Raw genomic sequence first — 26,050 nt, 5'->3', positions numbered from 1 at the left:
TCGCGCGTGGCGCTCGTCAGGTGGAGCCCAGTCGGGAGAAGCCCGACTCGTGCAGGCCGGAGGCCTGGGCGAGGCGGGCGGCGAGGGCGCGGCTCCGCGCGATCTGTTCCGCCTCGTCCACGGTGGTGCACGCGTGGTCGGCCACGACGCGGCGGCCGTCCACCCACACCGAGCGGACCGCGCGGGGGGACGCGCCGTAGACGAGCTGGCCGCACGGATCGTGCAGGACCGAGACGCACACGGAGTCCTGGAGCAGCACGAGGTCGGCGCGTTTGCCGGGTTCCAGGGACCCGACGAGGTGGTCGAGGCCGAGCGCGCGGGCGCCGTCCAGGGTGGCCATCCGCAGGACCGTCGGGGCGTCGATGACTGAAGGGTCCAGCGCGTGGACCTTCTGCAGGAGCGCCGCGGCCTTGACGGCCTGGAGCATGTCCTGGCCGTCGTTGGAGGCCGCGCCGTCGGTGCCGATGCCGACCGAGATCCCGGCGGAGCGCAGCCGCGGCACGGGACAGACGCCCGAGCCGAGGATCATGTTGGCGACGGGGTTGTGTGCGATCGCGACCTCGTGCGCGGCGAGGATCTCGATGTCGGCCTCGGTGACCCACACCCCGTGCCCGGCGATCAGCGGCCGGTCGAACAGGCCGAGGGCGAGGGCGTGCGGGATCGTCCGGCGGCCCCACCGCTGCGCGGCGGCCACAAGTTCCTCGCGCACCTCGGCCAGGTGGGTGTGCACGGCCCAGCCGCGGTCCCGGCAGACGTCGGCGCCCGCCTCCAGCAGCGCGTCGCTCTGCCCGAGCAGGGTGCCGATCCCGTACCGGAAGGAGACGAGTTCGGCGGCCGCGCACGCTTGCGCGAGGGCGTCCTGCTCGGCCATGACCCGGTCGACGTCCGCCCAGGGCGGGGCGCCGGGGATCGCGGCGTCCTCGGCGCCGAACGACACGACGCCGCGCAGGCTCGCCTCCTCCAGCCCCGCGACGACCCCGACACTCGCCAGGTCGTCGGGATTGCCGTGGACGAACATGTCGTTGACCGTCGTCACCCCGGACAGCAGCATCTCGACCGCGCGCAGCCGGGTGCCCTCGCGGGCGTCCTCTGCGGTCAGCACCGACCCGAGCGGCCCGACGATCCGCTCGCCCCACTCGAACAGCGTCAGTTCCGACCCCATCCCGGTCGCCAGCGCCTCCGACAGATGCGTGTGCGTGTTGACCAGGCCGGGGATCAGCAGGCCCGTCCCGTCGCCCTCGACCGGCAGGCCGGGCAGCCGCCCGCGCAGCTCCCGGTACCCGCCCACCTCGACGATCCGGCCGTCGCGTACATGGACGGCGCCGTCTTCGATCTCGCCGCCGGGCCCGACCGTCAGGACCCACGCGGCCCGGACCAGGACCTCCTCACGCGGCACACGGTCGGCGGCGGTGCGGGCGTTCGGCAAGGGTTCCTCCCGGTGGGTCGGCTTCGCGGGCGCGGAGGGGGTTCCGCGCCTGGCCGGATCAGGGCTTGAGGCCGATCGCGGGGTCGATGAACTCGTTGGTGACGAGGTCGTCGGGGGTGATGCCCGTGATGTCGGCGTCGGGCGCGTACTCGCCGATCAGATCGATGAGGGTCTGCACGCGCTCGAGGTCGTAGTTTCCGAGCGTGGCGTCGTCGCCGTTGCCGACGAGGCCGAGGTCGACCTGGGCCTTGACCGCGGCCTCGGCCTGGCCCGAAGTGTAGGTCCAGCTCGTCCGGTACTCCTCGACGAGCTCGGTGATCAGCTCGTTGGTGGCGGCCGGGTCGGTGATGTAGTCGACCTGGGCCTGCTGGAGGATCGGGACCAGCTTCGTGAGGCAGTCCTTCTCCTTGGTGACGTCCTCCTCGCGCACGACCACCGACTGGAAGTACTCGGGGAAGCCGGTGTCGTGGATGAGCTGGCCGACGACGGGCTTGCCCCAGGCCTCCGTCTCGACCTCGTACATGTAGGGCTCGGCGGTGATGAAGCCCGTCTCCGCGACCTTGCCCCCCTCCGCGACGAACGTCGCGGGCTTGGGCGAGTCGCTCTGGTCGACCTGCGCCTTGTCGACGAGGCCGGCGCCGACGAGGTACTCCTGCCAGACGGTGGCCTCCGCGCCGAAGAGGATCTTGACCTTGTCCTTCTTGAGGTCGGCGATCGTCTTGGCGGCGGGGTAGGTGGCCGGATCCCAGTAGACGGCGTACGGGCTCTTCTCCAACTGGGCGAAGACCGAGACGACGGGGGTGTCCTTCTGGGTCACCAGGTGTTCCGACACCCGGCCGTACCCGAGAAGGATGTCCTTGTCCTGGTAGAGCAGGGGCTGGGCCGTCTGGTAGCCGACCGGGGCGCCGCCGATGCGGAGCTCGACGTCCACCCCGGTGTCCGCCCCGGACGCCAGAAGCGGCCCCCTGACGGACTTGGCCTCCACATCGGCGGTGTGGTCGTCGCCGAGAAGCCGGTAGAGCCCGCCGTGCTCGGCCTCCGGTTCCCAGTCCGTCTGGATGACGACGGTCGCGGGGCACACGCCGGACAGGACGCCGGAGCGGGGCGCCGACTCGGTGGCCTGCTCGCCACCGCACGCGGCGAGGAGGGTGAGGGAGGCGGCGAGGGCCGTGGCGCCCAGGACGCGATGGGAGGGGAGGCTGGACATGGCTCGTCCTTTTCAAGGGGATGGGGAGATGCCGAGAGAGCTGAAGGGAGAGCCGCCGGTCAGGACCCACGGGCCGCCCGGTCGCCCGCGCCCCAGGCCTCCGACCAGCCGCCCACGACCCCGCGGCCCAGGGCGCCGAAGACCCAGAAGACGACGACCCCGAGGAAGGCCGCGGCGAAGACCGTCGCCAGCATCTCGGCCGACTGGAGCCGCCCGCTGTAGCGGGACAGCAGTAGCCCGAGCCCGATGGCGCCCCTGCCGAAGAAGAAGTCGCCGACGACCGCGCCCACGATCGACAGCCCCGCCGCCGTCTGGAGCCCGACGAACACCTGCGGGAGCGCCGCCGGGATCTGGAGCTTCAGCAGCCGGGTCAGGGGTGTGGCGCGCGCGAGGGTGAGCAGGTCGTGCAGGCCCCGGTCGGTGCCGAGCAGGCCTTGGAGCGGGTTGATGACCAGCGGGAAGATCGAGATGATGACGCAGACGACGACCCGGGCCGTCAGCTCGTAGCCGAACCAGAAGCCGATGACCGGCACGATCGCCAGGATCGGGACCGTCTGCAGGAACACCACCCACGGGTAGAGGGACCGCTCGATCCAGCGCGCCTGCGCCATGAGCACCGCGAGCAGGAAGCCGAGGACGAACGCGATGGCCAGGCCGATGAGCGCCGCCTTCAGCGTCTCCCAGCCCGCCAGCAGGATGTCCTCGCGGACGCGCTCGTCGAGGAACCCTTCGGTGACGACCTCGTCGGGAGGCGGCAGCAGGAACCTGCGGTCCTCGGCCAGCGCCCCGTAGGTGACGGCGTACCAGCCGGCGATGATCAGGGCGAACACCCCGAGCGGGGGCAGGGCCCGGCCCAGCGCGGCCACGAGGCGCCCGCTCATGACGCGTCCTCCAGCGCCCGCGCCACCTTCCCCGCGAGGCCGGTGAACTCCGCCGTGTAGCGCAGTTCCGCCGGGCGCGGGAAGGCGAACGGAACGGTGAACTCGGCGGTGATCCGGCCCGGTCCGGCCGACATCACGACGACCCGGTTCGACAGGAACACCGACTCCTCGACGGAGTGGGTGACGAACAGCGCGCCGAAGCCGCGTGCCACGAACAGGTCCATGAGCTGGACGTTCAGCCGGGTCCGCGTGATCTCGTCCAGCGCGCCGAACGGCTCGTCGAACAGGAACAGAGCGGGCGACATGACGAGGGCCCGCGCGAGACTGGCCCGCATCCGCATCCCGCCGGACAGCTGCCGGGGCAGCCGCCCGGCGACGTCGGCGAGCCCCACCGACTCCAGCGCCGCCTGCGCGCGCACCCGCACGTCCTCGCGGTCGGCCCCGGACAGCTCACCGAGCAGTTCCACATTGCGCCGGACCGTCCGCCACGGCATCAGGGTGGCGTCCTGGAAGACATAGGCCACCTCGTCCGTCGCGGTCTCCACCACGCCGGAGGACGCCTCGTCCAGCCCGGACGCGAGCCGCAGCAGCGTGGACTTCCCGCACCCCGACGGCCCGATGACCGAGACGAACTCGCCCCGCCCGACCGTCAGCGTCACGGGGTCGAGCGCCCGCACCGTCCCGAATCGACGGGTCACCTCGCTGAACGAGAGCAGCGGCCCCGTCACACCGGCCCGCCCATCGCATGATCCAGTCCCACGACGACGACGATGCCGCCACCGGCGGACCACCACAAGGCCTCAATGTTGTCGCCGCGGCGGCACCTTGCCGGGCACGAACCCTGTGCGCTATACCCCACCCGGTTCCCGCGGGTGTCCGATCGAGGGGCGGGAAGGACGAGGGACCGAGGGTCCCTCGTCCGTGGGTTCTAGTCGATGGCTTCGGCGCGGTCGATGACGATGTCGTGCAGGGGGACGTCGCCGTGGCCGCCGCGAGGGCCGGTGGGGACCGCCTTGAGGGAGTCGACCACGTCGCGGCCCTCGACGACCTCGCCGAAGACGGCGTAGCCCCAGCCCCGGGGCGTGGTGGAGGTGTGGTCGAGGGCCGCGTTGTCGGCCACGTTGATGAAGAACTGCGCCGTGGCCGAGTGGGGCTCGTTCTTGCGGGCCATGGCGACGCTGTAGGCGATGTTCTTGAGCCCGTTGTCCGCCTCGTTCTCGATGGGCGCGCCGGTCGCCTTCGGCGTCAGGCCGGGCTCCAGACCGCCGCCCTGCACCATGAAGCCGTTGATGACGCGGTGGAAGATCGTCCCGTCGTAGAAGCCGTCGGCGACGTAGCCGAGGAAGTTCTCGACCGTCTTCGGCGCGTTCTGCGCGTCGAGCCGGATGACGATGTCGCCGAGGCTGGTGCTCAGCTTGACCTTGGACACGGGAGTCTCACCTTCTGATGCTTTCCGAAGGGCACCCATGATGGCAGGCGCGCAGCCCGCCTCGCCCGGCGACGGGCCCGCCGACACCGCCGCACGGTGCGATCTGAGAATTGCCGCCCGCTCCGGAAAAGCGTTTTTCCCGATGGTCGACGATGTTGATGTCTCTCTATTGGACAATTGAAATTTTAATCACGGGCCTGCCGAGATCTGTTAGATATAACGCGACGAGGTAAGGAGCGAACAGAAAGTGACTACTTTCTTTTTCTTGATCCGTGATCTATGTTGTCTTTCGAGCAGGGCTTGATCGTCGAACGCCCGAAGGGGCGGAGGAGTGATCGGAATGCGCAAGAAGACCACGTCGACGCTGGTGCTGGCCTCGGTCGTCGCGCTGGGGGCGCAGGCCGCGCCCGCGGCGGCGGCGACCACCACCTGGACCGTCGTCAACCCCGACGCCAATGGCGGTTTCACCGCCACCGCCCCTGGTCTGACGGTGCAGAGCGGGAGTCGCACCCTTTTCACCTGCGCCGGCTCCGTGACCATTCAGGGGAGTATCGCGAGTAAGTCGAACAGCGATGTCGCGCTGGGCGGCGGGACCGTGGGGTGGACGCCCGAGTGCACGGGAGCGGACGGCAGCACGTGGGCCGGGATCCTGAGCGTTTCCGCGGGGCCGAACACTTTCAGGGCCAGTGCCTATAACGCCTCGACCGGGGTGACCACGCTCAATCACTCCGCGCCGGCTTCGTTCCCGGTCTGGACGTGGGTCAGGACCGACTCCGACGGCACGTGCTGGTTCATCGCGACGTCGGTCGCGGCGACCTACACCAACGCCACCTCCGTCCTGAAGACGACGACCGCCAAGGTCTACGTCCCCCCGACCGCCAACGGCGTGCCCAACTGCGTGGGCCAGGTCACCGACGGCGCGACCCTCACCCACACCGCGTCGTTCAAGGTGACCCCCGCCATCAAGATCACCGCCGTCACCTCCTGACCCGTACCGGCCCGCCCCGTCGACGCGCCCGCCCCGGCATCCGCCCGGGGCGGGCGTCGGGGCGTCGGGCCCCATCGCGATCAGCGAACGTCGGGGGCGGCGTCCAGCACGGCCTTCAAGAGGGCGTCGGGAGCGTCGCGCATGAGGTTGTGGCCGCCGTCGAGGGCGTGGACGGTCCAGGACGGGTCGGCGCGCAGCCGCTCGTAGGTCGCGGTGAAGGGCGACGGGCCGGGCCAGCCGGCCGCGTACACGTAGACGCTGCGCCGGACGTGCGCGAGGTCGCCGGTCGTGCGCAGCGGTTGGAGCAGGGACGCGAGGGGGTGCGGGGTGGCTCGCGGATCGAAGAACGGCAGCGGGCGGACGGCGTCGCCGGTGTCCACGACGTCCAGGTACCAGTGCCGCTCCCGGTCGGAGACCAGAGCCCACATGGTGTCGCCGTTCCCGGGCACGACCGCGTCGACGTAGACGAGTGAGCGCACCCGGGACGGCGCGCGGTCGGCCGCGCCGGTGATGACCATCCCGCCGTAGCTGTGCCCGACGAGCACCGCGTCCTCGACCTGTTCGGCCTCCAGAAGGGCCGTCACGTCCTGGAGGTGCGTCTCCAGGTTGACGCCGGCGTGCCGGAGATGGCTCCGCTCGCCGACGCCGGTCAGCGTCACCGGCAGGACGCGGTGCCCCTGCTCGCGCAGGCTCTCGGTGAGCTCGCGGTAGCACCATCCGCCGTGGCACATGCCGGGGACGAGGACGAAGGTGGTCACTGGTGTTCTCCTTGTTCGGGTGCGGTCCGGCCCGCGGGGACCGGAAGAAGGGACGCCGGGCCCGGAGGGGGCCGGACGGCGGCGGCGACGAGGGCCGCGGCGGTGCACAGGGCCGCGGTCCACGCGAGGGTCGCGTCGGTCGAGGTGCGGTCGGCCAGGACTCCGGCGAGCCAGGGGCCGGCCGTCTGGCCGAGGGCGAACAGCATCGTGAAGGCCGCCAGAGTGGCCGTCCAGTCGCCGGGCTCGGTGCGGCCGCGGATGAGCGCGGTGACCGCGGCGGGCACGCACATGAAGGTGGCCCCGTAGACGAGCGCGGACGCGAGCACGACCGGGAGCGCGGGGGAGACGAGTGCCAAGGCGGCGCCGCCGCCGAGGAGGGCGAGCAGGACGGCGAGGGCGCGCCCGCCCGGCCAGGTGGTGAGGGGCCCGCTCCAGAGGACGGGCGCGGCCACGACGGCGAGGCCGAGGACGGTCCAGATGAGCGTCACCTGGGCGACCGAGGCGTGCCGGTCGGCGAGGTAGGCCGACAGGAAGGTGATGTAGGTGATGTATCCGGTGGCGAACAGCAGGTACGCGACGGCGACGCGCCACAGCGGACGGACCCGGGCCCGTCCGGCCGCCGCGGAGGGCGGCGCCGCCCCCGCGGGGGCGGCCGACCAGCTCACCGCGGCCGCCGCGGCCCCCGCCGCGCCGAGGACGAGCCAGGCCGTGCGCCAGTGCCCGCCCAGCGCGGGGACGACCGCGCCGCTGAGCGCGATGCCGAGGCCGGTTCCGGCGAAGTACAGGGTGAGCGGCGCGCCGGAGGCGACCCGTGCGGCGAGGCGCGCGGCGATGACGCCGCCGGTGATGAAGACGACGGCTCCCGTCAGGCCCGCCGCCGCTCGGAGGGCGAGCAGCACGGGGTAGGAGCCGGTGGCGGCGGTGGCCGCGAGTGCCGCGGCGGTGAGGAGGATGCTCCAGCGGAAGGCGGCGGCGTCGCCCGCGCGCCGCACGGCGAGGGGGGTGAGCAGCGCGCCGAGGAGGTAGCCGAATCCGTTGGCGGCGCTGAGCGCCCCCGCCTGCGCGAGGCTCCACCCCAGGTCTTCGCGCATGGCGGGCAGCAGCAGCCCGTAGGCGAACCGGGCGAGGCCGAGCGCCGAGGCGGTCCCGAAGGCCAGCCGGACCGCCTGCGCGATGGGCGACCTCATCGACGGCTCCGGGCGGGACGGGACGGCGCGGGCGCACCGCGCGAGAGCACGTGCACAGGAACTCCCCAAGATCGAACCGATCGTTACGATCTCGGACGCTAGCAGCTCATCGAACCGGGCGGTACCATCTTCGTCATGCCCGTTCCCAAGGGATCCACGATCGACCCGGCCCGCACCCGGGCCGCCATCCTCGCCGCGGCGACGCCCGTGCTCTACGCGCGCGGCCTCGACGGCATCGGCGTCGCGGAGCTGTGCGCCGAGCTCGGCGTGTCCAAGGAGACCCTTTACCGCCACTTCGGGACGAAGGACGGCCTGGTCCGCGCGGTGCTGGAGCGGCGCAGCGACCACGTCGTGGGGTGGCTGGCCGAGGCCGCGGAGGCGGCGGGCGACGATCCGGCGGCCCGGCTCGGCGCGGTGTTCGACGCGCTCGGCCGCTGGTACGCCGAGCCGGTCTTCCGGGGCTGCGCGATGGTGAACGCGGCGGCCCAGCACCACGCCGAGGACGTCCGCGCCCTCACCGCACGGCACCTGGACCGCTATCTCGCGCTGCTCACCGACCTGGCGGTCCGCGCCGGAGCGGCGGCCCCCGCGACGCTGGGCCGCCAGCTCCTCATGCTGGTCGAAGGGGCCACGGTCGTGGCCGCACACCAGGGCTCGCCGGGCGCCGCCGCCGACGCGAAGGCGGCGGCCCTGGCCCTGCTGGGGGCGGCCACCCGCTGAGGCGGGACACGCGCTGCGGACGCGCCCGCCGCGTCACGCCGGCCCGAGTCAGGGTCGTCGTCTACGGGGTCTGCGGGTCCAGGAGGCGGGAGGGGTGGAGGCCGTCCACGGCGCCGATGAACGGGGGGTGGATGCTGTAGCCGAGCATGCGGCGGATGTCGGGGGAGACGGCGCGGGCGGTGTCGCGCGGGGTGGACAGGGCGAACGCCTCCTGGGTGCGCAGCCATGGCTCGCAGTACTGGGCGGTGGCGGCCAGCCTGGGACGGCCGGTGCGGTTGGCGCCGCCGCCGTGCCAGAGGGTGCCGAGGAACAGGATGCAGGATCCGGCGGGCATGACGGCGGCGGTACGCGGGTCGGCGTCGACGGGTTGCCGTCCGTCGGGCCAGCGGTGGCTGCCGGGCACGACGACGGTGGCGCCGTTCTCCTCGGTGAAGTCGTCGAGCGCCCAGATGGTCGCCACGGACAGCGCCTTGCGGGGCCTCGGCACCGGATAGAAGCCGTCGTCGGGGTGCGGGAGCTGGGCGTCCTCGCCGGGTCCGATGCTGATGATCTGGAGTTGGGAGAGCAGGTAGTTGGGCCGGAGCAGCCGGTCCAGCAGGGCCAGCACGTGCGGATGGTCGACGAGGCGGTCGGCGGCGCGGGTCTTGGCGAGCACGCTGTACACCCGCCGGGTGCGATGTCCCTCGAACGCGTTGCGGCCGCGCGGCCCGAGGAGCGGCGTCACGGCGGCGCGCAGCCCGTCCAGCTCCGCGCTCGACAGCAGGTCGGGCAGTACCACGTAGCCGTCGCGGCGCAACGCCGTCAGCTCGGACTCCAGCCTTCCGGCGTCCACGCCGCGATCGCCGCCGTGGTCGGAACGGTGCGTCCTGGCCAGGTCGGTGGCGAGGTCCTCCAGCCGGTGCACCTGCGGATCGGTCATGACGCGTGCCCTCTCTCCTCGGGAGCGCCGACGGCTCCGGTGACGAACGCCCACAGCTCCGGCGCGACCCCGGCCCGCGCCGGCCGGGGCGTCCGGCCGAGCGCCAGCACCACGGCCTGCTGCACGCCGCCCAGCACGGCCGCCGCCAGCAGTTCGGGATCCCGGTCCGCGGGCAGGTCGCCCTCCCGCTGCCCACGCTGAGTCGAGTTCAACTCAATTTCAACACCGGAGACCGATGAATTTCGACCTTACGGTCGATTCGGTCGAGCGAGGTCGGACGGGCCGGCGATCCGCGGACCCGGAAGAGGGCTCAGATGTCCTTGAAGCGCGGTGGGCGCTTTTCGAATCTGGCGGCGACGGCCTCTACCTGGTTCGGGCTGCCGATCAGGGCGGCGATCTCCTTCTGCTCGGCGGCGAATCCGGAGGCGAGGTCGGTGCGGCCGGCCAGTTCGAGCAGCCGCTTCGCCGCGCGGATGGCGTCCGGGTTGTGCCGGGCGATCTCGCCGGCCATGGTGAACGCCGCCGCGAGCGGGTCGGGGTCGGTGCGGGTGGCCAGCCCGATGCGGGCGGCCTCCTCGCCGCTGACGACGCGCGCGGTGAAGGTCAGTTCCTTCGCGACGTCCCGGCCGACGAGTTCGGGGAGCAGTTGCGTGCCGGTCATGTCCGGGATGAGGCCCCAGGCCGCCTCGAAGACGCTGAGCCGGGCGTCCGGGCTCACGATCCTGATGTCGGCGCCGAGGGTGATCTGCAGGCCCCCGCCGAGCGCGTTGCCGCGCACCGCGGCGATCACCGGCACGGGCAGTTCGGTCCACACGTACACCGCGCGCTGGGCGACGGCCCGCGCGGGCCCGGTCGAGGGCGGGAGCTTCGCGGGCGCGGAGAACGGCTGCCCGTCCCGCATGGCCTGGAAGGCGGTGAAGTCCAGCCCCGCGCAGAAGTCCGGGCCCTCTCCCGAGAGCACCACCACGCGCACGCCAGGCTCGGTCTTCAACCGCTCTCCGGCCAGCGCTAGCGCCGCGAACGTCTCCAGGTCGAGCGCGTTGCGCTTCTCAGGCCGGTTCAACCGGACGTCGGCGACCCCATCGGTCACCGAGACGGTGACCCTCTCGGACGAATCCACCATGCGCGTTCCTCTCCTGGCCCAGCGATCTCAGCCCTAGTCACTTAGCCCCCTCCCCCTCCCGCCGTCAACCCGCGCCGACATCGCCCACGCCCACCGGGCGCTGTGGTGGTGCGGTCGTCCGTGGAAGGGGTACGCGGGTGGATCGTTAGGGTTTGCGGCCGACCGCGCCGACGCTCCAGAAGGCGTCCGGGGCGACGGCGTGCGGGGCGGGCTCGGGGTGCCAGGCGGGGAGGGGGACCAGGCCGGGGGGCAGGAGGTCGAGGCCGTCCAGGAGGGCCTGGATCTGGGCGAGGGTGCGGACCTGGCCGCGGCCTTCGTCGAGCAGGCCCTCGTCGGTGAAGAGCCTGGTCATGTCCGCGGATTTGCGTTCGGCGGAGTCGCGGACGACGTGGATGAGCAGGAAGCGGTCGCCGGGGGAGAGCCGGTCGACGAGGCGCCCGGCCACGGTCGCGGCCGTGGCGTCGTCCATGACGGCGAGGATGTTGCGCACCAGGACCGCGGTCGGCTTCGCGGGGTCGAGGAACCCGGTCAGTTCCGGGTGGTCGAGGATGCCGTCGGGGTCCCGGGGGTCGCCCTGCAGTACCCGGACGAGCGGGCGGCCCGGCGTGACGACCTTGCCGCTGTTGTCGAGGATCGCGCGCCCGTGCACCACGACGACCGGATCCTCGTCGACGTAGGCGACGCGGGCGTCGACGCCGAGGTCCTGGAGGATCTCGTGGGGGCTGCCGCAGGTGGGCAGCCCGCAGCCGATGTCGACGTACTGGCGGATCCCCTCCTCGGCGAGGCGGGCGATCGCCCGGCGCAGGAACCTGCGCTGCTCGGCGACGATGACCGGCAGGTCGGGGGCGATCCCGAGGAGTTCGTCGCCCACCTTCCGATCGACCGCGAAGTGGTCCTTTCCGCCTTCGAGGTAGTCCATCACGCGCGCGAAGTTGGGGACTCTCCCATCGATCCGGTGCAGAGGCTCACTCATCCCCGGAAGCCTAGACGTACCACACGGTCGTGTCACATCCGTCACATCCCAGAAATCCTGGAGGCAGGGGCCACATAGGGACAAAAGTGGTTTGCGGGGGGCGGGTGGGTGAGGATGTGTGTGAAAAGTTCTCACGTTTGGGAGGCGGCATGCCCGTTCGTCAGGCTTTGGGCCGGATCGGCCTGGGCGGTGCGCTGGTCCTCGCGGGGATCGCGGCACCCGTGGTGGAGGCCGGTCCCGCCTACGCGGACGGCGCGCCGCCGCCCGCCATCACCGACGACCTCGGCCGGACCCTGATCCTGCACGGCCTCAACACCGCGAGCAGCGCCAAAGGCCCGAGCGGGCTGCCGTGGATCGACCGCGACGACGTCGCCCGCGAGGCCCGCGACATGGGCACGAACTCCGTGCGGTACCTGATCCAGTGGAAGAACGTCGAGCCGGAACCCGGCCGGTACGACGACGCGTATCTGGACGCCGTCGCCGAGCGGGTGGCCTGGTATCGGGAACAGGGCATGCACGTCATCCTGGACATGCATCAGGACGTCTACGGCCCCGCCGCGTGCGACGGCGCGGGCAACGGCGCACCCGCGTGGGCCACGGTGACCGACGGTCTGCCGTGCACGCCGCAGGATCCGTGGGTGCTGACCTATGTCCAGCCCGCCGTGCTGCGCGCCTTCGACAACTTCTGGAACCACCGCGGGACGCATCCGGAGCTGAGGCAGCGGTACGCGGCGATGTGGCGGCACGTGGCGGAGCGCTTCGCCGACGAGCCCGCCGTCCTGGGCTATGACCTGATGAACGAGCCGTTCGGCGGGACCCGGCACTTCGGCTTCTTCGAGGGTCCGGTTCTCACGCCCTTCTACCAGCAGGTCGTCGACGCGATCCGCGAGGTCGACGCCAACGGCTGGATCTTCGTGGAGCCGGAGTCGCTCAACGCCAACCAGGGCGCCCCGTCGTCGCTCGGTGTCGTCGCGGACCCGCGCCCGGGGACGCCCCGGATCGTCTTCGCGCCGCACTTCTACCCGGGCGGGGTCGATCTCGGCGGTTCCTACGACGGCGTCGCGAAGGCGCTCGTGCGTGCGCAGTTCGCCCTGTGGAAACGGAACATGCCGGCCGCGGCGCGGCGCCTGGGCACCCCGATGTGGCTCGGGGAGGTCGGCGGCATGGGGCAGGGCGCGTCAGGCGCGGCCGACTTCACCCGCGACTGGCTCGCCATGGCCGACGACCTCGGCATCGGCTGGTCCTACTGGTCCAACGACCCGGGATCGTCCGGGGTCATCGACGGCGGGGGAGGGCCGACGATCTTCACCGGGCTCCTGGCCCGTCCCTACGCCCGCGCGATCGCCGGCCCGCTCACCGCGATGTCGTACTCCGCCGGCACCCTGACGGTCTCGTGGCGGACCGTGCCCGGCGTCGGCGGCCCGACGGAGATCTGGTTCCCGTCGGCGCCGCGGATCACCTCCACCGATCCGGCCGGCACCTGGACGTCGGCCTGGGACGAGACCCGCCATGTCCTGTCCGTCTGGGCCGACCCCGGCACGGCCGCCCACACCGTCACCGTCACGCCGTGATCACCGGCCACGTCCCCGGCCGGCAGGCGAGGGGCATGCCCGTCAGGCGGTGCACGAGGGCCCGCCCGGGACGTCCCGGTCGCCCGGCGGGCGGCCTGATGCCGATCGGGTGCGGCGGTTCTTGGAGGAATTTAGGTAAATATAGTGGATTGTCCGTGTGCTGTTCTTGGGGAATGGCCGGCGATGGTGCTCCTCGGCAGGGATTTGGGGGCGCTTTAGGAGGTGTCGGTAATCTGACGGGATGATCGCTGGGATGGCGGGGCGGAGCCGATGAGCTCATTTCTTCGGGTGCTGGGCAGGGTCGTCTTCGACGTTCTCCTGCATTGCAGATACTGCGCGCTGGTCGCGGTCAACGTGCCGTTCGTGAGTCCCGACGCGGAGGCGGGAAATCCGCCGGCGTCGCATCCCGATGTGCAGGCGGCGGCGGCGTTGACGGACCGGGAACTCAGGGCGTGGCGGGAGATCGTCGAGGCAGGGTTCGGGCGGGCGGGCCTGCCCGGGGGCGCCGAGTAGGCGCCGACGCCCCCGCGGGTCGTGCACGTCGGCCCGGTAAGGCCAGGCCGCCGAGGGCCTTGGCGAGGTGCGGGCGGCGGCTCACGTTCAGCTTCCGGTAGACCCGGGTGAGATGCTGCTCGACCGTGCTGACCGTGATGAACAGCCTGGTCGCGATCTCCCGGTTGGACAGGCCCGCCGCGGCCAGCGAGGCCACCCGCTGCTCGGCGTCGCTCAACTCCGTCGCCGAGGGGCCGGGCTCGGTCGGGGACTGCGCCGGGGCCGGGCCCTCGAACGGGGACTCCATCCCGGTTCTGGCGATCAGCGCGCTCGCCCGCTGCCAGGTGGCCTGCGCGGCGGTCGGCTCGTCCACCGCCTGCAGGGATCTGCTGAGCTCGGTGAGGACGTGCGCCAGCCCGACGAGGTCGGAGGTCTGCTCGAGCGCCGCCGCCGCCTCGGTGAGCACCTTGATCCGGTCGGCGCCGTCCATGAGCAGGGCCAGCACGCCCAGCGTCCCGCCGCGGGTCCGCAGGTCCCAGGGCTCGGTCAGCTCCAGCTCCTCGGCCAGCAGCGACCGGGCGTAGGCGGTGCGGCCGAGCTGCAGCCCGGCCAGCGCGGCGCCGCTCCGCCACGGGATCAGTCCCGGCTGGTCGATCCCCCAGGAGCGCATCAGGTCACCGCAGGAGTTGTAGTCGGCGAGCGCCGTCGGATGGTGCCCGATCGCGGTGTGGTGACGCGCCCGCGCGTGCATGTAGTAGAGGCCCGGCAGGGTCTGGAACATGCCGTCGGGCAGCGGGACCGCGAGCAGCGCCTCCGTCTCGTCGTGGCGGCACCGGTCGGTCAGGGCGTTCATCGCGCTCGACAGCGGAAGTCCGATCGCCATCCCCCAGCTCCGGTTGGACAGCAGGGACAGCGCCCGCCGCGCGTCTGCGTCGGCGGAGCACAGGTCGCCGCGGCGCAGGTCGATGATGGACAGCGCCGTGGACAGCAGCGCCTGCCACGTCACCGAGCCGCGCCGGTCGGCGGCCCGCAGCAGGATGTCGATCCAGGTTCCGGCACGTTCCAAGCGCTCGGTGTAGACGAGGACGGCGAGGGCGTTCAGGGCCGGGACCAGGGCGGAGTCGTCGAGCCGGGTCTTCAGCAGTGCCTGCTCGGCCGCGATGAGCATGTCGTCGTCGATCTCGATGCCGGGGATCACCGCGTCCTCGACCGAACGGTCGCCGTCCGCCGGAAGGATCTCCGGGATCAGCGACGGGTAGAGCCAGGAGCGGAAGCGCTCCGCCCAGCCGTCCGGGGCGGCGATGGCGGTGCCGCCCGTCAGGAGCGCCTCGGCGTTCTCCCGCTGCCCGTGCCAGAGCAGATAGGTGACGAGGTTCTCGGCCTGGGAGGCGTTGAGCCTGCCCTCCCGGGCCGCGGTGTCGAGGTCGGGCAGGAGGCGGACGACCGAGAGCGGGTCGATCTGCCATTCCGCGGCGGCCAGATCCGAGGTGATCTGGGCGTGCTCCGGCCCGCCCCGCACCGAGGCGTGGCGGGCCAGCCGCAGGTAGCGGACGGCGCGCGGGAAGTCCCCGCTGCGCTCCTCCTGGTCGGCGGCGTCCCGCAGGACGTCGACCATCCACGGCTCGTCGACGTCGCCCGCCTCCGCCAGCAGCCTGGCGAGGCGGATCGGTGGTTCCCCGTCGTCCCGCAGGACGGCCGCCGCGCGCCGCAGCAGTTCGGCCTGGCGTTTGGCGGGGATCTTGGACCGGATGCTGTCGCGGGCGGCCGCGGCCCGGAACGTCTGGCCGCAGAGCAGGCCGGACGCCTCAAGGGCGTGCAGCCCTTGGGCGGCGACGGTCGGGTCCATGGCGAGGATCTCGGCGAGCAGGCCGGGCGTGGCCTCCCCGTCGAGGACCGCGATGGCCTGCGCGAGCTGGGTGATCACCGGGTCGCTGCGGTGCAGGAAGCGCCACACCGCGCGTACGTAGTGGCCTCCCGCCACCGCCGCCTCGGCCGGGGGCCGGTGGTCGCGGGCGTCGGCGATCAGCGCGGACAGCAGCAGCGGGTTGCCGGCGCTGAGCCGGAGGAAGCTGCTGTGGTCGGACTCCGCCGCGGCGGGGCCGAGATCGCGCCGGATCGCGGCGGCCACCGCCGTCGGCGGCAGCGGGTCGAGCCGGACGTGCCGGACGTGCGGCTGGCTGCTCATCTCGGCGGCGAACTGGGGACGCTCGTCGAGCGGGCAGGACGACAGCGTCACCACGACGAGGATCGGCACCGTCTCCAGCCGCCGCGTGAGGTACAGCAAGGCCCGCAGCACATCGGTGCCGGCGTGGTGGGCGTCGTCGATGCCGATGACCACGGGGGTCCGCTCGGCGAACTCCTGGACCGGCCGCCACACCCGGTACAGCTGGGCGGCGGACGGTGGGCGGGCCCTGTCGCCCCAGAGTTCGGACAGGTTGCCGACCGTCGACGACGGAATCCGCGGATGCAGCAGGAGTTGGCCGAAAAGCTCGACGGCGTCGTCGTCGGCGCGGGGCGCGGTCGCACTGAGGAAAATGGCGCCACGGGCCACGGCTTCGTTGCCGAGAGACCGCAGCAAACTGGTTCTGCCATAACCGACGAGACCGGTAACGAGGGCCGCGCCTCCTTTCCCTTGGAGGACATCGGACAGAAGCGAGGAGAGGATCTCGAACTCAGCTATGCGTTCCATCGTGACACGCACACCCCAGAGGCGCTAGGCAATGGATGGATTGTGCGATGGTTCCCGGGACCGATCCGACTCTCTCATCCGTTCGGCGCACCGGGCAAGAAGCAAGGTCACGATTGCTTTATACCCGCGTGACCGGCCGAGTTTCGGCCCGGCTACACTGTTCGGCCGACCAAGATCAGTGCTGGATTCGCCGCACCTCATCGAGGCGGCCGAGCCCGTCCAGCGCGGTCTCGGTGTCGATGCCGAAGTCGACGAGGCAGGCGAGATCGTCGACGCCGATGTCCTTGAGCGTCTTGACCGTCTTCAGCGCATCCGACACGGTGCCGAACAGGCCGCCGGTGTCGAAATAGCGGTCGAAGGCGCGGGCCACGAGGAAATCGAGGTCGGCCGGGGTCAGCCGCTCCAGGTCGATTCCGGGCATGTCCGCGCCGATGGCCCGCTTGAACAGGCCGAGGGAACTGCGGAGGTAGGTGCTGAAAGGAGCGCGGACCAGCTCCCTGACCTCGTCCCGGTCGGTCCCGATGTAGGTGTGCAGCATGAGCGCGACGTGGCCGGGCCCGCCGTGGTGCTCGGCGTGGGTCTCCCGATAGACCCCGATCTTGCCGGCCAGGTCGTCGAGGTCCTGGCCGAGCAGGTGGGTGAGGACGCCGACGCCCAGCTCGCCGGCTTTGCGGAAGGTCTCGATCGAGCCCGCGCTGGTCAGCCAGACCGGGAGTTCGGGCTGGATGGGCGGCGGGAAGATCCGCACCGCGGAGGTGCCGCCCGCGCCGTCGACGAACTCGAGTTCCTCCTGGCGCCACAGCCGCCGGACCGCCTCGACGGTCTCGCCGAGCACGCGCTTGCTGTCGCTGAAGTTCTCCGGCCGCAGCGCGAAGTCCACCGCGTTCCAGCCGGAGGCGAAGGCGATCCCGGCGCGGCCTCCGGAGAGGTTGTCCACGACCGACCACTCCTCGGCGATCCGGACGGGATGGTGCAGCGGCGCGACCACGCTGCCCGCCCGGACGCCGACGCGCTCGGTGACGGCGGCGACGGCGGCGGAGGTCACCGATGGATTGGGATAGAGGCCGCCGAAGGAATGGAAATGGCGTTCCGGGGTCCACACCGCGGAGAAACCGTGGGTGTCGGCGAACTTGGCGCCCTCGATCAGGAGTTGGTATCTGTGCTGTGCCGCGATACCGGTGTCGGCGAAGTAGAACAGACTGAAATCCACGGGAGCACTCCCTGTCAGCACAATCATGATGGCGAATGGCGGTGCCGTTCATGTCCTCGGCCGAATCGCACAATAATGGCTGCGGTCCGGGCCATGACCCCTAACCGGGCCCCTATTCCAGGACCCTCCCGCGGCCCGTGCGGTAGGGGTTGCGGGGTGGGCGCGTGGCCGAAAAGCACTTCGGCCGGACCGCCCGCAGGGGTGGTCCGGCCGAAGGCGGTCGGTGCTAGTCGGTGACGCCCAGTGGCTTCTCCTGCGGGACGGGGTCGGGGGCGGCGTGGGGCTTGGCGGGCTCCTTCAGGCCGCGCGGCATGAGGAAGGCCGTGACCGCGGCGCCCACGAGCGCGACGCACCCGCTGGTGATCGCCGCGGCCTGGAGGCCGGAGCCGAAGGCCTCGGTGGCCTCGGCGGCGATCCGTGCCGCGTCGCCGCCGAGCCGCGCGGTGGCGGCGAGGGCGCTGCCGAGCGAGTCCTGGACGGCGGACCGGTCGGCCTCGCTCAGCCCGTCGAGGGACGGCAGCGCGTTCTGGTAGGCCGAGGTCATGGCCGTGCCGAGGACCGCCACGCCGATCGCGCCGCCGACCTGGAGCGCGGTGTCGTTGACCGCGGACGCGGTGCCGGCCTGGTGGTCGGGAGCGTTCGCGAGGATGCCGTCGACCGACGGCGGGATCGACAGGCCGATGCCGAAGCCCATGACGGCGAGGCTGATGAGGACCGTCGTCTCGGCGTCGACGGCGGCGGTCGACAGCGCGAACGCGCCGACCCCGATGAGCACCATCCCGACGATGATGGTGAGCTTGTCACCGATGATCTTCACGAGGCTCGGCGCCAGCGGCGAGGAGATGATCAGCGTGCAGATGGCCAGGATGCGCACGCCCGAGGCGAGCGGGTCGTGGGCCCTGGCGATCTGGAAGTACTGGGTGAGCACGAAGAGGCTGCCGAAGAGCGCGAACGCCTGGCAGGCCAGGGCGGCGGCGGATCCGCTGAACCGCCGGTTCGCGAACAGCGACAGCGGCAGCATCGGGTTCGCCGACCGGGCCTCCCAGGTGATGAAGGCGCCGAGGAGCACGGCTCCGCCGAGCAGGGAGGCCAGCGTGGCCCCGCTGCCCCAGCCGCGCGAGGACGCCTCGATGAGGCCGTAGACGAGCGTCACCAGGCCGGCGACCGACAGGAAAGCGCCGACGAGGTCCAGCTTGATGACCTTCGCCGAACGCCAGCTGGGGATGAGCAGGACGGCGCCCAGCAGCGCGATCGCGACGACCGGGATGTTGATCAGGAAGATCGAGCCCCACCAGTAGTGGTCGAGCAGCAGGCCGCCGACCACCGGGCCGAGCGGGATGCCGATGCCGGCGGCGCCCGACCACACGCCGATCGCCTTGGCCTGCTCCTCGGGCGGGAAGACGTGCTTGATGATCGCGAGGGTGGCGGGCATGACCATCGCCGAGCCGATCCCCATGCCCGCCCGGAACGCGATGAGCGTGCCGGGGCCTCCGGCGAACGCCGCGGCGACGGAGAAGGCGAGGATGAGGACGAGCCCGCCGACCAGCATGAGCTTGTGGCCGTAGCGGTCGCCGAGCGTTCCGGCGAGCAGGAGCAGCCCGCCGAACGCCAGCGTGTAGGCGTCGACCGACCACTGCATCTCGCCGACGGTGGCGCCGAGATCCATCTGGATCTTGGGCACCGCCATCGCGATGACCAGCGCGTCGAGGCCGCTGATCACCAGGCAGAGACTCAGAACGGAGAGGATCAGCCAGCGTCGGCTGTGAATTCGAGCGGCATCCATGGCGTGGGGTCTCCTAGACAGGGGAAGCGCCGGGTTCAGGGTGCCGTCGTCGCCATCGGTCCGGGACTCAGTCCGAGCACCGTCAGCTCCACCATCTGGTGCAGCCTGCGGTGCAGCGACTCGGGCGGGGCATCGGCCTGGCTGATGCCGACGACGGTGTCGAGCAGGAGTTCTGCGCAGTCGCGCGCCGAGATGACCGTCCCGAGGGAGAGCTCACCGGACGATGCCGCGAGCAGATCCTCGATCAGGTCCGCGAACTTCTTCTTGAAGGAGACCAGCAGGTCCGCCGCGACGGTGCCGGCCTCATTGAGCAGCTCGCCCCGGTGCTCGGCGTCGACCGAGCCCAGCACGAGTTCGAGCTTGACCGACAGGGCCGCGTACAGCCTGTCGACCAGGGAGCCGGGCGCGCTCGCGGCGTCCCGCGCGGTGCTCAGCACCCCGTCGAGCATCCGGGTCCCCATCGCGCGGAAGACGTCCTCGCGTCCACTGAAGTGCTGGTACAGCGCAGGACGCGAGATCCCCGCGGCCTTCGCGATCAGCTCCATGGAGGTCCTGCGGTAGCCGTAGCGGCCGAAGACGCTCATGGCCGCGGTGAGGATCTCGTCACGCCGATCCTCGGGCGTCCTCCTCGTTGTCATGCTGACACTCTGACGTCAGGATGTCAGAATGTCAATCCAGTTAGGGCCGCTGGGGCACGCGGAGCCCCAGCAGGCCGCCGTCGATGACGTGCACGGTCCCGGTCGTGGCCGCCGAGAGGGGCCCCGCCAGGTGGCAGATCGCCTCGGCCACCTCGTCCGCGGTGATCAGCCGACCGTTGGGCTGCCGCGCGTGGACCGCCTTGAGGGCCGCCTCCGGGTCGGGCGCGGCGGCGAGTTCCCTGCGCACCCACGGGGTGTCGACCGGCCCCGGCGCCACGCAGTTGACCCGTACGCCTTCGTCGAGCAGGTCGGCCGCCATCGACAGGGTCAGCGAGTACACCGCGCCCTTGGACGCGCCGTAGACGGCCCCACCGGGCATCCCGACCAGCGCGGTGATCGAGCAGGTGTTCACGATCGCCGGATCCCGGCCCGACCGGGCGGACGCGCGCAGCCACGGCATCGCCGCCCGGCTCACCCGGACCGTCCCGAGGACGTTCACCTCGAACACCCTGCGCCACTCGTCCAGCGGGTTGCCCTCGAAGGAGCCGCGGGCCAGCAGCCCGGCATGGTTGACCAGGATGTCGAGCCCGCCGAGGAGCTCGGCGGCCTCCGCGACGACCTCGGCGACGCCGTCGTCGGCGATGTCGCCCCGCAGCCCGGTCAGCGGGCCGTCGACGGCGGACGGGTCCAGGTCGACGCAGGCGACGGCGGCGCCGCGGGCGGCGAGCATGCGGGCCGTCGCCAGGCCGATCCCGGAACCGCCGCCCGTCACCAGGGCGGTGGCGCCGGCGAAGGGCCCCGCGGGGTCGGTCCGCGGCCGGGTCACCGGCCCCATCAGGTCCGCCGGCCCTGCACCGGGAAGCTGCCGAAGATCCCGGCCTTGGTCTTGCCGGTCATGTGATCGCCGTCGACCTCGACGGTGAACGTCATGGTGAGCTTCATCGGCTTGCGGATCTTGAGCTTCCAGGACGCGTGCGCGCCGTCCAGCGTGCCCGCGATGATCTCCGGGACGACCTCGCGCCCCTCGGCGGATCCGGTGCCGATCAGCTCGGCTCCGGCGGCCTTCAGATCGAAGTCGAATTCCTGCCGCCCCATGGCGCTGTCGAGAGTCAGATGCCAGGTTCCGTCGATGCTCATGCCCACTCCAGTTCTGCGGGAAATTCCGGCTCGATTTCGGCATTCCGTTCGGGCAGGAGCGTAGGTCGGGGGCCGGTGCCACAGCAGCCCCTATCGACCCCTAGAGCGGACAAAGGCCATAAATAGCCGGGGCGGCTAGGGGTTCCTGCGCGAGGAGGGCGGGTGCGAATGTTGTCCCGGTTCAGAGCTTTGATACCTATGCAGAGCGAGAGGCGAAATGGCACAGCCGGTCGCGTTCAATGTCCTTCGCGGTTCTTCGACCGCGGACCTGATACTCGCTTCGGATTTCGCCGCCGCCACGGGGCGGACCGTCGGTTCCTTCAGTGACCTGATCCCGAAGGTGCCGACCTCCGAGGCCGTCTGGGAGACCAGGCCGCCGGCCCCCGGGGACCGGTCCGCCGACGATCATCTCGACCGTTGGGCCGCGGAGGCCCGAGCCTCCGGAATGACGGTCCGGTGCGTTCTCGGCTACTGCGTCGGCAGTGTGTTCGGCGCCGGTCTGGTCGAGCGGATCTCGGCCTGGCAGGAGCCGCCCGCACTGATCGTCTTCGACCCCGAGGCGCCGCACCCCGCCCTGCTGCACCGCCACTACCTCGACGCCATCGGCGCGCTCACCGGCTTCCTGACCGCCGACCAGGCCACGGCGGCCCGCACCGACGGGGACGCCGCACTGGCCGAGCGCACCGCGATGCCGGAACTGGCCAAAGTGCTGAGCGACCTCGTCGTGGCGCACGGAGAACCCGCCCTCACCAGGATCGGCCTGGCGGCCGACCGCTCCGCCGAGCTGCTCGGCGGCTTCCGCGCGTTCCTGTCCTACCTGGTGTCGGCGGCCGAGCTGGACCCGGGCCGAGGCTGGGCCGCGGCGACCGCGATCACCTCGGCGAGCGAGCACAACGGCCTCAACACGCTGCCCGCCGGCCGGCGCGAGGGCGTCGTCGCGCGGGAGATCCGGTTCGACCTCCCGCACGCCGAGCTGTTGCGCGCTCCGGAGGTCGCCGCCGCGGTCCACGACCTGCTCATCGAGGGGGCGCGATGAACGACGCGACGCCGACCGCGGAGACGGCCTCGGTCAAGGAGGAGGCGCTCTGGCTGCTCGACCGGATGACCCCGGACCGGGTCCCGAACAATCTCGCCTTCGGCTTCCGCACCGACGGCCGGCTCTCGGTCCCCGCGGTCCGGGCCGCGCTGACCGCCCTGATACGACGGCACGAGTCCCTGCGCACCGTGTTCCGGGCGGACGGCGTGGCGCTCGTCCGGACGGTCCTGCCCGCCTCGGCCGAAGCCCCGGACGTGACCCTGCTGTCCGCCTCCGGCGGAGTCCCCGAGGAGGACCTCGCCCCGTTCGTCGCCATGCCCTTCGCGTTCGCGGACGAACCCCTGGTCCGCGCCGCCGTCCTGGCCGGTGAACGCGCGGACGGCCTCTGCTTCGTCGTCCACCATCTCGTCTTCGACGCCACGTCGATCCCGGTGTTCGTCGAGGAGTTCGCGGCCGCCTACACCGCGCTCGCCGCGGGCGGGCCGCTGCCCGCGACGCTCACCGGGACGGTGCCCGCGCTGCCCGACCCGCCCGTCACGGCCGAGAGCGAGGCGCACTGGCGCGGGCGGCTGACCGGCCTGGTCGCGCGCCCCGCCGACCTGTGGTGCGGCCGGCCGGACGTGTCCGCGCCGACCCTGGCGGGCGACCATCTGCTGCGCGCGCTGCCGGACCCGGTCATCGCGGCCGTGCGGCGGATCCAGCGGGCGGTGCGCGCCCCGGAGACGGTCGTCCTGCTCGCCGCCCACCTGCTGCTGCTCGACGCGCACGGCGCGGGCCCCGACCTCGTCGTGGGCGTCCCGGTGAACACCAGGCCGCGGTCCGCGCCCCGGGCCATCGGCTACCACGTCAACGTGCTGCCGCTGCGGACCGCGATCGACCACGCCGAGAGCGGCCGGGACTTCGTCCGGCGCGTCCGCGACCTCTACTTCGACGCCCTGCTGCACGCCGACGTCCCGGTGGACGAGCTGACGCGCCGCGCGGACCGGTCCGGCGACTCCTGGCGGACCATGCTGTTCCAGCACGCCTTCAACTACGTCGAGGGCTTCGGCATCCCGCCGTTCGCGCTCGACGGGGTCAAGGCCGAGCCGCTGCACCTGGAGAACGGCGCCGCCAAGTTCGACATCGAGCTGTTCGTGATGTCCGCGCCGGACGCCGTCCGGATCCGGGCGGTGTACCGGACCGAGCTGTTCGACCGGGACGACGTCGAGCTGCTGCTCGACCGCTATGAGCGGCTGCTCCGCGCGCTCGACGAGAACCCGGACGCGCCCGTCGGCGCGCTGCGGGCGTGGGGCGACCGCGACCACGCCGTCATCGACGCCGCCAACGCGACCGAGGCAGGGCCCGCGCCCGGCGTGCTCACCGCCGTGCACGCCCGCGCCGTCGAGAACCCCGCGGCCCCCGCCGTCCTCGACGGCGACCGCGTCGTCACCCGCGGTGGCCTGTGGGCGGGCGCGCTCGCCGTCCGCGACCTGCTGGCCGGCACGGGACCCGGGGACATCGTGGCGATCGCCGCCCCCCGCGGACCGGAACTGGCCGCCGCCGTCCTCGGCGTGTGGCTGACCGGCGCCGCCTACCTCCCGATCGACCCCGACCATCCGGCGCCGCGCGTCGCCCACCAGCTGACCGACTCCGGCGCCCGCACGCTCCTGTGGCACGGTCGCAGGCCCGCGGCCGACGCCCCGGCGATCCTGGAGATCCCGGAGGCGCCGGACACCGCGGACGTCCCCCGGGATCGGGGTCCGGACGACGACCGGGCCGCGCTCGCCTACCTGATGTACACCTCGGGTTCCACCGGCAAGCCGAAGGGCACCCTCGTGGGGCGGGCCGCGCTGGCCAACCTCGTCGCCCACTTCACCGACGAGCTCGGCGCGGACGCCGGCCACGCGACGGTATGGCTGACCACGTTCGCCTTCGACATCTCGGGCCTGGAGCTCTTCGTCCCACTGGCCTCGGGCGGCCTGGTCGTCGTCGCCCCCGACCGGGCCAGGGTCGACGGCCGGGTCCTCGCCGAGCTGATCGAGCGGCACGGCGCCCACGCGGTCCAGGCGACGCCCACCACCTGGCGGGCCGTCCTGGACGAGGCGGGGTCGGCGCTGGGCGGCCGCCAGGTGCTCAGCGGCGGCGAACCGCTCGCGCCCGAGCTGGCCAGGCGGCTGCTGGAGACCGGATGCGAACTCCACCACGTCTACGGGCCGACCGAGACGACGATCTGGTCGACCTCGGCGGTCGTGCCGGGGCCGGTCGGGCGCAGGATGGACGTCGGGCGGCCCATTCGCGACACCCGGGCGCACGTCCTGGATCCGCGCGGCAGGCCGCTGCCGATCGGGGTGCGGGGCGAGCTGTGCATCGCCGGAGGCGGTCTGGCCGACGGCTACCACGGCCGTCCGGACCTGACCGCGGAGCGGTTCCCCGAAGCGCCGGGGCTCGGCCGGTACTACCGGACCGGTGACGCCGCCTACTGGCAGGCCGACGGCAGCCTCGTCCTGCTCGGCCGCGGGGACCGGCAGATCAAGCTGCGCGGCAACCGGATCGAGCTGGGCGAGATCGAGGCGGTCCTGGCCGAGCACCCCGCGCTGCGGTCGGTGGCCGTCGTCCTCGACGGCGACCCCACCGCGGACGGCCGGCTCGTCGCGTTCGTCGCCCCGGCGGGCACGGCGCCGCCGGCCGACGAGCTGTGGCGCTGGGCGGGCGAACGGCTGCCGAGGTCCATGGTCCCGGCGGAGTTCGCGGAGCTGGCGGAGTTCCCCAAGACCGCCAACGACAAGGTCGACTACCCGGCGCTCACCCGGCTCGCGGCCGAGCGCACCGGACCGGCCGGTTCCGGTGACGCCGCACCCGTCGACGACGAGCTCGTGACGGCCCTCCTCGGGATCTGGCGCGATCTGCTCGGCGTCCCGGGGGCCGACGGCGACACCAACTTCTTCCTCAGCGGCGGGAACTCGCTCCAGGGCGCGCTGCTGGGCCAGCGGGTGGAGGAGCTCACCTCGGTGGTCGTGCCGCTCGCCGAGATATTCGAACATCCGACGCCGCTGGCGCTGGCCGCCAGGATCCGGAGAGGAGGCGGCCTGTGAAGTACCAGGTGCTGGGACCGATCAAGCTGGTCGACGGGGACACCGCGCAGGTGATCCAGGCCCAGAAGATGGGCACCGCGCTCGCGGTGCTCGTGGTGCACGCGAACCAGGTCGTCTCGACCAAGCAGCTCATCGGGGAGATCTGGGACGAGGATCCGCCGCTGCGCGCCGTCCCCGCGCTGCACGTCTACATCTCCCAGCTCCGCAAGCTCCTGTCCCGGCCCGGCGACGAGGACAGCCCGATCGTCACGCAGGCGCCGGGATACCTGCTGAAGGTCGACCCGGAGGACATCGACTACCTGGTGTTCCAGGAGCTCGTCAGGACGGGCCGCGGCCATCTGATGCGGGGCCGCGGCGAGGAGGCGCTCGCGGCGTTCGAGCAGGCCCTCGGCCTGTGGTGCGGTCCGATGCTCAGCGGCCTGCCGATCGGGCCGATGGGCCGGGGCCTGGTGACCCGGATCGAGGAGATCCGGGTGGAGTGCCTGGAGCGGCTCGTGGAGACGAAGCTGATGCTGGGCCGCCACCGGGAGCTGGTCAGCTCGCTCTACGGGCTGATCAACGAGCACCCGCTCAACGAGGTCTTCTACGAGCAGCTGATGCGCGCGCTGTACAGCTCCGGGCGGCGCGCCGACGCGCTGCGCGTCTACCGGACCGCGTGGGAGACCCTCGACCGGGAGCTCGGCCTCGAACCGGGGGCCAGGCTCCGCGAGGCGCAGCGGACCATCCTCGCCCGCGACGCCGACCGGGTCCGCGTCGCCGGCTGAACCCGACCGAAGGCCGCGGGCCCAGGGAGCGATCCCTGGGCCCGCGGC

At 72.3% G+C, this 26,050-nt stretch carries 24 protein-coding genes; 7 read left to right on the top strand and 17 right to left on the bottom strand.

The window, feature by feature from the left end:
- Positions 1-16 precede the first annotated feature (16 nt).
- The 5 genes from EDD29_RS22930 to EDD29_RS22910 all read right to left on the bottom strand — a co-directional run bounded on the left by EDD29_RS22930 (position 17) and on the right by EDD29_RS22910 (position 4,943).
- On the bottom strand, positions 17-1,426 hold the full coding sequence (locus EDD29_RS22930) for an amidohydrolase family protein (RefSeq protein ID WP_123666390.1): 1,410 nt from the start codon (positions 1,424-1,426) through the stop codon (positions 17-19).
- A gap of 58 nt (positions 1,427-1,484) precedes the next feature.
- A complete protein-coding gene (locus EDD29_RS22925) occupies positions 1,485-2,633 on the bottom strand; it encodes a substrate-binding domain-containing protein (protein WP_123666389.1) in 1,149 nt (382 codons plus the stop codon).
- A gap of 59 nt (positions 2,634-2,692) precedes the next feature.
- Positions 2,693-3,514: an ABC transporter permease gene (locus EDD29_RS22920; protein WP_123666388.1), complete on the bottom strand. Its 822-nt coding sequence runs from the start codon at positions 3,512-3,514 to the stop codon at positions 2,693-2,695.
- Positions 3,511-4,212 carry an ABC transporter ATP-binding protein gene (locus EDD29_RS22915; RefSeq protein ID WP_123670629.1) on the bottom strand — a complete coding sequence of 234 codons (702 nt, stop codon included), beginning with the start codon at positions 4,210-4,212 and terminating at the stop codon, positions 3,511-3,513. The genes EDD29_RS22920 and EDD29_RS22915 overlap by 4 nt, the downstream gene beginning before the upstream one ends.
- 230 nt (positions 4,213-4,442) lie before the next feature.
- Positions 4,443-4,943 (bottom strand): peptidylprolyl isomerase, encoded by a 501-nt coding sequence (locus EDD29_RS22910; protein ID WP_281280923.1) that lies wholly within the window; start codon positions 4,941-4,943, stop codon positions 4,443-4,445.
- 340 nt (positions 4,944-5,283) lie between these two features.
- Here EDD29_RS22910 and EDD29_RS22905 point away from each other — a divergent pair, with 340 nt between their 5' ends.
- On the top strand, positions 5,284-5,931 hold the full coding sequence (locus EDD29_RS22905; RefSeq protein ID WP_123666387.1) for a hypothetical protein: 648 nt from the start codon (positions 5,284-5,286) through the stop codon (positions 5,929-5,931).
- An 80-nt stretch (positions 5,932-6,011) separates the two neighbouring features.
- On the opposite strand, the gene EDD29_RS22900 is transcribed toward EDD29_RS22905, so the two are convergent.
- Both EDD29_RS22900 and EDD29_RS22895 read right to left on the bottom strand, forming a co-directional pair.
- Complete coding sequence (locus EDD29_RS22900) at positions 6,012-6,689, bottom strand: alpha/beta fold hydrolase (RefSeq protein ID WP_123666386.1); 678 nt, start codon at positions 6,687-6,689, stop codon at positions 6,012-6,014.
- Positions 6,686-7,876: a YbfB/YjiJ family MFS transporter gene (locus EDD29_RS22895; protein ID WP_170201518.1), complete on the bottom strand. Its 1,191-nt coding sequence runs from the start codon at positions 7,874-7,876 to the stop codon at positions 6,686-6,688. Before EDD29_RS22895 ends, EDD29_RS22900 begins: the two co-directional genes overlap by 4 nt.
- Positions 7,877-8,011: 135 nt before the next feature.
- Between EDD29_RS22895 and EDD29_RS22890 the strand changes: the two genes are divergently transcribed.
- Positions 8,012-8,596 (top strand): TetR/AcrR family transcriptional regulator, encoded by a 585-nt coding sequence (locus tag EDD29_RS22890; RefSeq protein WP_123666385.1) that lies wholly within the window; start codon positions 8,012-8,014, stop codon positions 8,594-8,596.
- Positions 8,597-8,657: 61 nt separating this feature from the next.
- Here the strand turns inward: EDD29_RS22890 and EDD29_RS22885 are convergent, their stop codons facing one another.
- From EDD29_RS22885 to EDD29_RS22870, 4 genes are all read right to left on the bottom strand, one after another.
- Positions 8,658-9,515 (bottom strand): phytanoyl-CoA dioxygenase family protein, encoded by an 858-nt coding sequence (locus EDD29_RS22885; RefSeq protein ID WP_123666384.1) that lies wholly within the window; start codon positions 9,513-9,515, stop codon positions 8,658-8,660.
- Entirely contained in the window at positions 9,512-9,727 is a 216-nt protein-coding gene (locus EDD29_RS22880) for a hypothetical protein (protein ID WP_123666383.1), read from the bottom strand. Before EDD29_RS22880 ends, EDD29_RS22885 begins: the two co-directional genes overlap by 4 nt.
- A 98-nt stretch (positions 9,728-9,825) precedes the next feature.
- Positions 9,826-10,638: a crotonase/enoyl-CoA hydratase family protein gene (locus EDD29_RS22875; RefSeq protein ID WP_123666382.1), complete on the bottom strand. Its 813-nt coding sequence runs from the start codon at positions 10,636-10,638 to the stop codon at positions 9,826-9,828.
- A gap of 145 nt (positions 10,639-10,783) precedes the next feature.
- Complete coding sequence (locus tag EDD29_RS22870) at positions 10,784-11,611, bottom strand: SAM-dependent methyltransferase (RefSeq protein ID WP_123666381.1); 828 nt, start codon at positions 11,609-11,611, stop codon at positions 10,784-10,786.
- Between the two features lie 149 nt (positions 11,612-11,760).
- On the opposite strand from EDD29_RS22870, the gene EDD29_RS22865 reads away from it, so the two are divergent.
- Positions 11,761-13,182: a cellulase family glycosylhydrolase gene (locus tag EDD29_RS22865; protein ID WP_123666380.1), complete on the top strand. Its 1,422-nt coding sequence runs from the start codon at positions 11,761-11,763 to the stop codon at positions 13,180-13,182.
- A gap of 270 nt (positions 13,183-13,452) precedes the next feature.
- Entirely contained in the window at positions 13,453-13,695 is a 243-nt protein-coding gene (locus EDD29_RS44970) for a hypothetical protein (protein WP_148086058.1), read from the top strand.
- On the opposite strand, the gene EDD29_RS22860 is transcribed toward EDD29_RS44970, so the two are convergent.
- The 6 genes from EDD29_RS22860 to EDD29_RS22835 form a co-directional block, all read right to left on the bottom strand.
- Entirely contained in the window at positions 13,628-16,363 is a 2,736-nt protein-coding gene (locus EDD29_RS22860; RefSeq protein WP_123666379.1) for a helix-turn-helix transcriptional regulator, read from the bottom strand. The genes EDD29_RS44970 and EDD29_RS22860 overlap by 68 nt on opposite strands.
- 175 nt (positions 16,364-16,538) lie before the next feature.
- A complete protein-coding gene (locus EDD29_RS22855) occupies positions 16,539-17,573 on the bottom strand; it encodes an LLM class flavin-dependent oxidoreductase (RefSeq protein ID WP_123666378.1) in 1,035 nt (344 codons plus the stop codon).
- Between the two features lie 226 nt (positions 17,574-17,799).
- The gene (locus tag EDD29_RS22850) at positions 17,800-19,356 is read right to left on the bottom strand and encodes an MFS transporter (RefSeq protein WP_123666377.1); all 1,557 of its coding nucleotides are present in this window, start codon (positions 19,354-19,356) and stop codon (positions 17,800-17,802) included.
- Positions 19,357-19,391: 35 nt separating this feature from the next.
- Entirely contained in the window at positions 19,392-19,994 is a 603-nt protein-coding gene (locus tag EDD29_RS22845; RefSeq protein WP_123666376.1) for a TetR/AcrR family transcriptional regulator, read from the bottom strand.
- 40 nt (positions 19,995-20,034) lie between these two features.
- Complete coding sequence (locus tag EDD29_RS22840) at positions 20,035-20,820, bottom strand: SDR family NAD(P)-dependent oxidoreductase (RefSeq protein ID WP_246052942.1); 786 nt, start codon at positions 20,818-20,820, stop codon at positions 20,035-20,037.
- 8 nt (positions 20,821-20,828) lie between these two features.
- On the bottom strand, positions 20,829-21,131 hold the full coding sequence (locus EDD29_RS22835) for a hypothetical protein (protein ID WP_123666374.1): 303 nt from the start codon (positions 21,129-21,131) through the stop codon (positions 20,829-20,831).
- Between the two features lie 217 nt (positions 21,132-21,348).
- Between EDD29_RS22835 and EDD29_RS22830 the strand changes: the two genes are divergently transcribed.
- From EDD29_RS22830 to EDD29_RS22820, 3 genes are read left to right on the top strand one after another with little or no spacing between them, the layout of a single operon-like run.
- Positions 21,349-22,167 (top strand): hypothetical protein, encoded by an 819-nt coding sequence (locus tag EDD29_RS22830; RefSeq protein WP_123666373.1) that lies wholly within the window; start codon positions 21,349-21,351, stop codon positions 22,165-22,167.
- The gene (locus tag EDD29_RS22825) at positions 22,164-25,238 is read left to right on the top strand and encodes a non-ribosomal peptide synthetase (protein ID WP_123666372.1); all 3,075 of its coding nucleotides are present in this window, start codon (positions 22,164-22,166) and stop codon (positions 25,236-25,238) included. The genes EDD29_RS22830 and EDD29_RS22825 overlap by 4 nt, the downstream gene beginning before the upstream one ends.
- Positions 25,235-26,002, top strand: coding sequence for an AfsR/SARP family transcriptional regulator (locus EDD29_RS22820; RefSeq protein WP_211359844.1), 768 nt, complete (start codon positions 25,235-25,237; stop codon positions 26,000-26,002). The genes EDD29_RS22825 and EDD29_RS22820 overlap by 4 nt, the downstream gene beginning before the upstream one ends.
- The last annotated feature ends 48 nt before the right edge of the window (positions 26,003-26,050 follow it).

It is taken from the genome of Actinocorallia herbida (genome assembly GCF_003751225.1).
Lineage (GTDB): Bacteria > Actinomycetota > Actinomycetes > Streptosporangiales > Streptosporangiaceae > Actinocorallia > Actinocorallia herbida.
Note: the sequence above shows the minus strand (reverse complement) of the source record. Positions and strands in the feature narration are given on the sequence as shown.